General features: G+C 74.7%; 6 protein-coding genes and 1 pseudogene. 3 read left to right on the top strand and 4 right to left on the bottom strand.

The window, feature by feature from the left end:
* Together ACWGE1_RS39495 and ACWGE1_RS39490 are read left to right on the top strand one after the other, a co-directional pair.
* A pseudogene (locus tag ACWGE1_RS39495) lies at positions 1-593 on the top strand (cytochrome P450); the annotation flags it as partial.
* A complete protein-coding gene (locus ACWGE1_RS39490) occupies positions 590-1,525 on the top strand; it encodes an NAD-dependent epimerase/dehydratase family protein (RefSeq protein WP_453425299.1) in 936 nt (311 codons plus the stop codon). The pseudogene ACWGE1_RS39495 and the gene ACWGE1_RS39490, both read left to right, overlap by 4 nt.
* Here the strand turns inward: ACWGE1_RS39490 and ACWGE1_RS39485 are convergent.
* The 4 genes from ACWGE1_RS39485 to ACWGE1_RS39470 are packed head-to-tail and all read right to left on the bottom strand — an operon-like array spanning position 1,515 to position 5,206.
* Entirely contained in the window at positions 1,515-2,114 is a 600-nt protein-coding gene (locus tag ACWGE1_RS39485; RefSeq protein ID WP_453425298.1) for a GTP-binding protein, read from the bottom strand. The genes ACWGE1_RS39490 and ACWGE1_RS39485 overlap by 11 nt on opposite strands.
* On the bottom strand, positions 2,101-2,484 hold the full coding sequence (locus ACWGE1_RS39480; RefSeq protein WP_453425297.1) for a DUF742 domain-containing protein: 384 nt from the start codon (positions 2,482-2,484) through the stop codon (positions 2,101-2,103). The genes ACWGE1_RS39485 and ACWGE1_RS39480 overlap by 14 nt, the downstream gene beginning before the upstream one ends.
* Complete coding sequence (locus ACWGE1_RS39475) at positions 2,484-2,900, bottom strand: roadblock/LC7 domain-containing protein (protein WP_453425296.1); 417 nt, start codon at positions 2,898-2,900, stop codon at positions 2,484-2,486. The genes ACWGE1_RS39480 and ACWGE1_RS39475 overlap by 1 nt, the downstream gene beginning before the upstream one ends.
* Positions 2,897-5,206, bottom strand: a complete 2,310-nt coding sequence (locus ACWGE1_RS39470; protein ID WP_453425295.1) for a sensor histidine kinase — start codon at positions 5,204-5,206, stop codon at positions 2,897-2,899. Before ACWGE1_RS39470 ends, ACWGE1_RS39475 begins: the two co-directional genes overlap by 4 nt.
* A 327-nt stretch (positions 5,207-5,533) precedes the next feature.
* Here ACWGE1_RS39470 and ACWGE1_RS39465 point away from each other — a divergent pair, with 327 nt between their 5' ends.
* Positions 5,534-5,908, top strand: a complete 375-nt coding sequence (locus ACWGE1_RS39465; RefSeq protein WP_453425294.1) for a hypothetical protein — start codon at positions 5,534-5,536, stop codon at positions 5,906-5,908.
* Positions 5,909-6,031: the final 123 nt, after the last annotated feature.

Genomic DNA, 6,031 nt, shown 5'->3' with positions numbered 1-6,031 from the left:
CCGCCGTACGCAGTCACCTGCCGGGGCCGCGCCGCCCGCGCGCCGAGGCCCGCGCCGCCCGCGCCGCCGACCGGCTGCGCCTGCTGCTGGGCCCCGCCGACGAGGCGCTGTCGGCGATGGTGGCGGTGGCCGCCGTCAACACCACCGTCGCCGCGCTGCCCCGGGCGGTGGCCTGGTGCGCCGACGCGGGACTGTGGGGGCAGGCGGCGGAGGCGACGCTGCGGACCGTGCTCGCCGACGAGCTGCTGCGGGTCACCGCGGCCTCGCCGCTGCTGCCCCGGGTGGCCGCGGCGGACGGGTCCGTGGGCGGCTGCCCGGTACGGGGCGGCGACCGGCTGCTGCTGGTCGCCCGGCACGCGGCCGGGGCGCACCGGCAGGACCCCGACGCCCTGCGGCCGGCCGGCCCGGCCGTGGACCGGCTGGTGTTCGGCGCCGGGCCGCACGCGTGCCCCGGGGCCCGGCTGGCCCGTGTCCAACTGGCCGACGTCCTGGGCGCGCTGGCCCCCCACCGGCCCGTGGTGGTCCGGGCCCGGGTGGACCGGGGGGCGGCGCTGCCCGGCTGGCGCCTGCTGACCGTACGGGCCGGATCGTGATCGCGGTCACGGGCGCCGGCGGCTTCTGCGGCGGGCACGTCGCACGCGCCGCCGCTGCGGGCGGGGCCGAGGTGGTGTGCCTGGGCCGCAGGCCGGGCCCGGTGGGCACGCACCGTTTCTGGGAGGCGACCCGGGAGCTGCCGGACCTGTCGGGCGTGGACCTGGTGGTGCACTGCGCGGCGGCCGTCGGCGATCCGGCGCCCGGCTCGCGGGCCGCGGCGCTGATGCGCGCGGTCAACGTGGACGGTACGGAGCGGCTGCTCAGGGCGGCGGGCGGGCGGCCCGTGGTGTGGGTCGGCAGTGCCAGCGTCTACGACCCGCGGCGGGACCGCGGCCTGGTCGGCGAGGAGCACCCGCGCGCCGGTCAGTTGAACGCCTACGGCCGGACGAAGGCGGAGGGCGAGGCCCTGGCCCTGGCCGCCGGGGCGGTGGTGCTGCGTCCGCGGGCCGTGTACGGCCCCGGCGACACGACGCTGCTGCCGCGGCTGCTCTCCCGGGTCCGGGCGGGCACCCTGCTGCTGCCCGGTCCGGACGTGCGGCTCAGCCTCACCGCGGTGGAGAACCTGGCGGAGGCCTGTCTCGCGGCGCCCGGCTGGGCGCCGGGCGCGTACAACATCGCCGACGGGGAGCCCTACGGCCGCGACGCGGCGGTCGGCGCGGTGCTGCGCGCCCACGGCGTCCGGGCCCGGATCCGGCACCTCCCGCTGCCGGTGGCCCGTACGGCGGCCCGGATCGCGCAGGCGCTGGCGACGGTCGGCGGCGCCGAGCCGGCCCTCAGCCGCTACGCGGTGGACCAGTTGGCGCACCCGGTGGTCCTGGACCTCACCCGGGCCCGGGAGCAGGGCTGGACCCCGCGCCGGAACCTGGCCGACCACCTGGCCTCGGTGGCGTCGTCGGCCCCGGCGGCGGCCGGCCCGGGGGTCAGCCGCTGACGGGCACCGGGGACTGCGCCCTGGCGATGAGCAGGTCGAGCAGCGAGAGCAGGGAGGCGCGGACGTCCGTGCGGGAGCGGGCGTCGAGCATGAGGACGGGCGTGTTCGGATCGCGCAGGTGCAGCGCCGCGCCGATCTCCTCGGCGGTGTACTGCTGTTCGCCGTGGAAGCAGTTCGCGCCGACCACGAAGGGCAGCCCGCGGCTCTCGAAGAAGTCCACGGCCGGGAAGCTGCGGTCGAGGCGCCGGGTGTCGACCAGCACGATCGCCCCGAGCGCCCCGTTCAGCAGGTCGTCCCACATGAACCAGAAGCGTTCCTGGCCGGGCGTGCCGAACAGGTAGAGGACGACGCCGGCGTCGGTGAGGGTGATCCGGCCGAAGTCCATCGCCACGGTGGTCACGGTCTTGGACTCGATCCCGCCGAGGTCGTCGACGCCGACACCGGCGGCCGTCAGCCGTTCCTCCGTGCGCAGTGGTTCGATCTCGGAGATCGTCTCCACCAGGGTCGTCTTCCCGACCCCGAACCCACCGGCGACGAGGATCTTGACCGGGGCCGGTTCGCGGTGGGCGGTCGTGTCATATCCGGGCAAGGCTGTCCCTGATTCTCATGAGCAGGTGGACGTCGGTGGTATCGGCGACCGCCAGGGGCGGCCGGTGGTGGATCAGCCCGCGGTCGGCGAGTTCCCCGAGGAGCAGCGTCATCGGGGTGAGGCGGATGTGCATCCGCGCCGCTATCTCGGCGACCGCCCGCCCGCCCGGCGGCGCGCACATGGCGAGGATCTCCTGCCACTCGGTGGGCAGGGCACCGTCCGCGTCGCCGCCGGCCACCGCCGTGATGGTGGTGTCCATGGTGAGGACGGTGTGCTCGGCGGCTGTACGTCCGTCGGTCAGGGCGTACAGCCGCGTCCGGCGGCGGCCCGCGGGCGGCGGTGGTGGTGGCTGTGGCTCGTCCTGCGGCATTACGCGGACGGCTGGCCGCGCTCGGGGGTGCCCAGCCACTCGCCGAGCGCCTGGGCGGTCCGTACGGCCTCGCCGCCCAGCTCGCCGAGCCGCGCCTTGCGGGAGGTCACCACGATGAGCGTGCTGCCCTCGCCGCATCCGACGATGCACAGGTACCGGTCGTCCATCTCGACCAGCTGGCGGATGACCCGGCCGCCGTCGATCTCCCGGGATATCGCCTTCATCGTGGACGCGATGCCGGAGGCCGCGGCCGCCATGCGCTCGGCCTGGGGCCGGTCCAGCAGGTAGGCGCTGAGCATGATGCCGTCGTTGGACAGCAGCACGGCGCCCTGGACGCCCGCGATCCTGCTCAGGTTGTTGTCGAGGACGCTGTAGATCGCGTCGTTGGATGCCGCAGTGTTCGGTGAGGTGGTCATGCCTGATCCCGTCGGAGCTCTTCTTCCACTGTCTGGGTCCCCTGTTCGTAGTCCGCCCAGGCATCGGCCACCTCTTCGGGTGTCGCGGTGTCGGGCCGGACGGTTGTTTCCGGCGCGCGGGGCTCGCGCAGTCTGTCGGCGATGTGGGTCTGCGGGACGCGCTCCGGGAGGGCCGGGCGGCCCGCAAGTGCGGGTACGAGCGCGTCCGCAGGTGCGGGTGCGGATGCGGATGCGGATGCCTTGGTACGGCGGCTCGGCAGCCCGGCGCTGGTGTGCACGACCGGCTCGGGCCTGCGCTCGGGCTCGGGCCTGCGCTCGGGGGCCTGCTCGATTTCGCGCACCTCGGACGGGCCCGCCGCGAGGGCGGCGGGAGCCGGGGCCGGGAGCAGCTCCAGGGCCCGGGAGCGCCGCTCGGGCGCGAGCTCGCGCGGGGCTGCCGCGTCGCCCGCCATCAGCAGCTGGGCGGGCAGGATCACGACCGCCGAGGTGCCCCCGTACACCGAGCGGCGCAGGGTGACCGTCGCCCCGAGCCGGTCGGCGAGGTGCCCGACCACGAAGAGGCCGAGCCGGTGCGCGTTCTGTGCGAGGACGGAGTACGGCGGGGCCTCGTGCAGGCGGCCGTTCATCTCCTCGTAGCGCTCCGGGCTCACCCGCGGCCCGCGGTCCTCGATCTCGACCGACAGTCCGTCCGTCACCAGTTCGGCGCGGATGACCACCTTCGAGCGCGGCGGGGAGAACCGGGTGGCGTTGTCGAGCAGCTCCGCGAGCAGGTGGCTGATCTGGCTGATCGCGCTCGGTTCCACACTGGTCTCGTCCAGGGCCTGGCGCTCGATGCGCCGGAAGTCCTCGACCTCCGCGGCCGCTTCGCGCAGCAGGTCGGCGACGCGCATGGGCTCGGTGTGCGGGTCGGGGACCTCGCCGCCCGCCAGGATGAGGAGGTTCTCGATCTGCCTCCGCATGCCGACCGTCAGCTGGTCGGCCCGCATCAGCTCGGCGAGAAGTGCCTCGTCGTGGCCGAAGGTGTCCTGGAGGTCCTCGGTGAGGCTCAGCTGACGGCTGACCAGGTTCCCGGTCCGCGAGGCGATGCCCGAGGCGAACAGACCGAAGCCGTGGCGCTCGGCGGCGAGCTGCCGGTGCCCGTCGACGGACACGGCGACGGCCCGGGCGAACGCGTCGCTGATGAGTCCGACCTCGTCCCGGTCCCCGCTCACCGCCGGCAGGGCTTCGGGGTCCACCGACTGTCCGCGCTGGAGGCGGGCGACGACGTCGGGCAGGGTCTTGTCGGCGACGGTCACCGTGCGCTCGTGCAGGTCGCGCAGCCGGCGGAGGACCGACCGCGTGGTGAGCACGACGACGACCACGACGGCGAGCAGCCCACCGCCGCTCCCGCCGATCAGCCAGGCGACCTCGGTCTGCAGCTCCGCGGCCTTGGCGTTGCCCCGGGTGAGGACCGCGCGCGCCAGGTCGATGTTGAGCGTGGTCATCTGTACGGAGAAGCGGGAGTGCGCGGCCGACCAGCCGGCGACCTCGGCGGGCACCCTGACGCCCGAAACGGTGTCCTTGTGCCCGGACAGGACCGCGTTCTCGATGCGCGTCTTCGTCTGCCAGTCCGCGGAGCCGACGACGCGCTCGTAGAACCGCTCGTCGCCCTCCGCCAGGTGCGGCACGATCAGCGCCTCGTGCAGGTACCGCTGGGCGCCCAGGGAGCTGACGAACTGGTCGTATCCGGCGAAGCTCAGCTCCCCGGACGGCCCGGCCAGGGCCAGGACGGTGTCCTCGCGCGCCACCATCTCGGTGGCCTGGAGCATCGCCACCACGGGCCGGCTCGCCTGGGCGAGTTCGGCGTCCTCCGCGTGGCTGAACTCCTGCTGGTACACCTGGATGACCTTGCCGATCACGTCGGAGTAGTAGGTCAGGGTGGTGTCGGCCGTTCCGCTGCGGGCGTCCGCGCGCTGGCGGTGGCCCGCCAGCTTGTCGAGTTGCCGGGTCACTTCCGTGAAGGACCGCGAGGGATCGTCCGCCAGCCGGCCGAATTCGGCCGCGGCCAGGTCCGTGGCCTCACGACGTGCGCGCAGTTCGCCCTGGGCCCCGTCGGTGCCCGCCCACTGGGCGGCGGTCAGGGTCCGCTCGGCCTGCATGCTCACCATGAGCGTGTAGAGCGGCGCGCCGATCCGCTCGGCGGCCACCACGTCGGACCGCAGCTGCTCCGACTGGTCCAGCAACCGCGTGGCGGAAACCGCCACTTGGGTGCCCATCGCGACGGTGGGGACCACCGCCAGCCAGATGAGCAGGGTGCGCAGGCGCACGGTACGCCGCCGACGGGGCGTCGACTGCCCTCGTATGCCTTCGGGTTCTATGGGAGACATCGGTCCTCGCGAGCGGGGGACGGCGGGAGGGTGCCGATCATAACCAGACATGGCGAAGAATCGGATAGGTCTCTTCCGTGGCCGAAGCGTGCTACTTGCGGCGAATCATCGCAGGTCGGAGATCGGATCGAGATCGAACCGCGACGTACTCGACACCATGGCAGCCCGGTTGTGCTCCGACCGCAGGTCAAAGCGGGTCCCCCGGTGGGGATCCCGGGTGGTCCGGGCGGCTCCGCCGAGGCCCCTCGGCCTGATTGACTGTGCCTCATGACCGCGATGATCGGCCTGCCGGACCCCGGGGCCGCCCGCGCGCCCGCGGCCCCGCCCCGTCGCGACGGAGGCGATCCGGCCCGGCAGCACGATGTTCCGGGCGGCGACCGCGCCGCTGGTACCGCTCGGGCCGCTCGCGGTCGATCCGGCCGCCCTCCTGTCGGCGCTCGGCGTGGGCCCGGAGGCGGTTTCGCACTCCCGCCGGGACACCGGATCCGACGGATCCCTGCCGCGGGCCGCCTGGTTCCGTTCCCCGGCCGGTCGGCGGACGAGAACGAGCGGGCCGCCGCCGGCCGCTTCGCCCTGCCGGAGGACTTCTTCGAGCACCTCGCCACCGTCCGGGGCGACGAGGCGGCCGACCCGGCCGGATGAGGGTGGACCGAGGGAATCTTCGCCGCGCGCAACCGTGGGACCCGGGCGCGGCGCGTTCGCCGGGCGGCAGTCGCGGCTCGTCGTGCACGATCCGGCCCGATCACCGCGCGCAGGGCGAGGGCC

This window comes from Streptomyces sp. NPDC054932, assembly GCF_053610205.1.
Note: the sequence above shows the minus strand (reverse complement) of the source record. Positions and strands in the feature narration are given on the sequence as shown.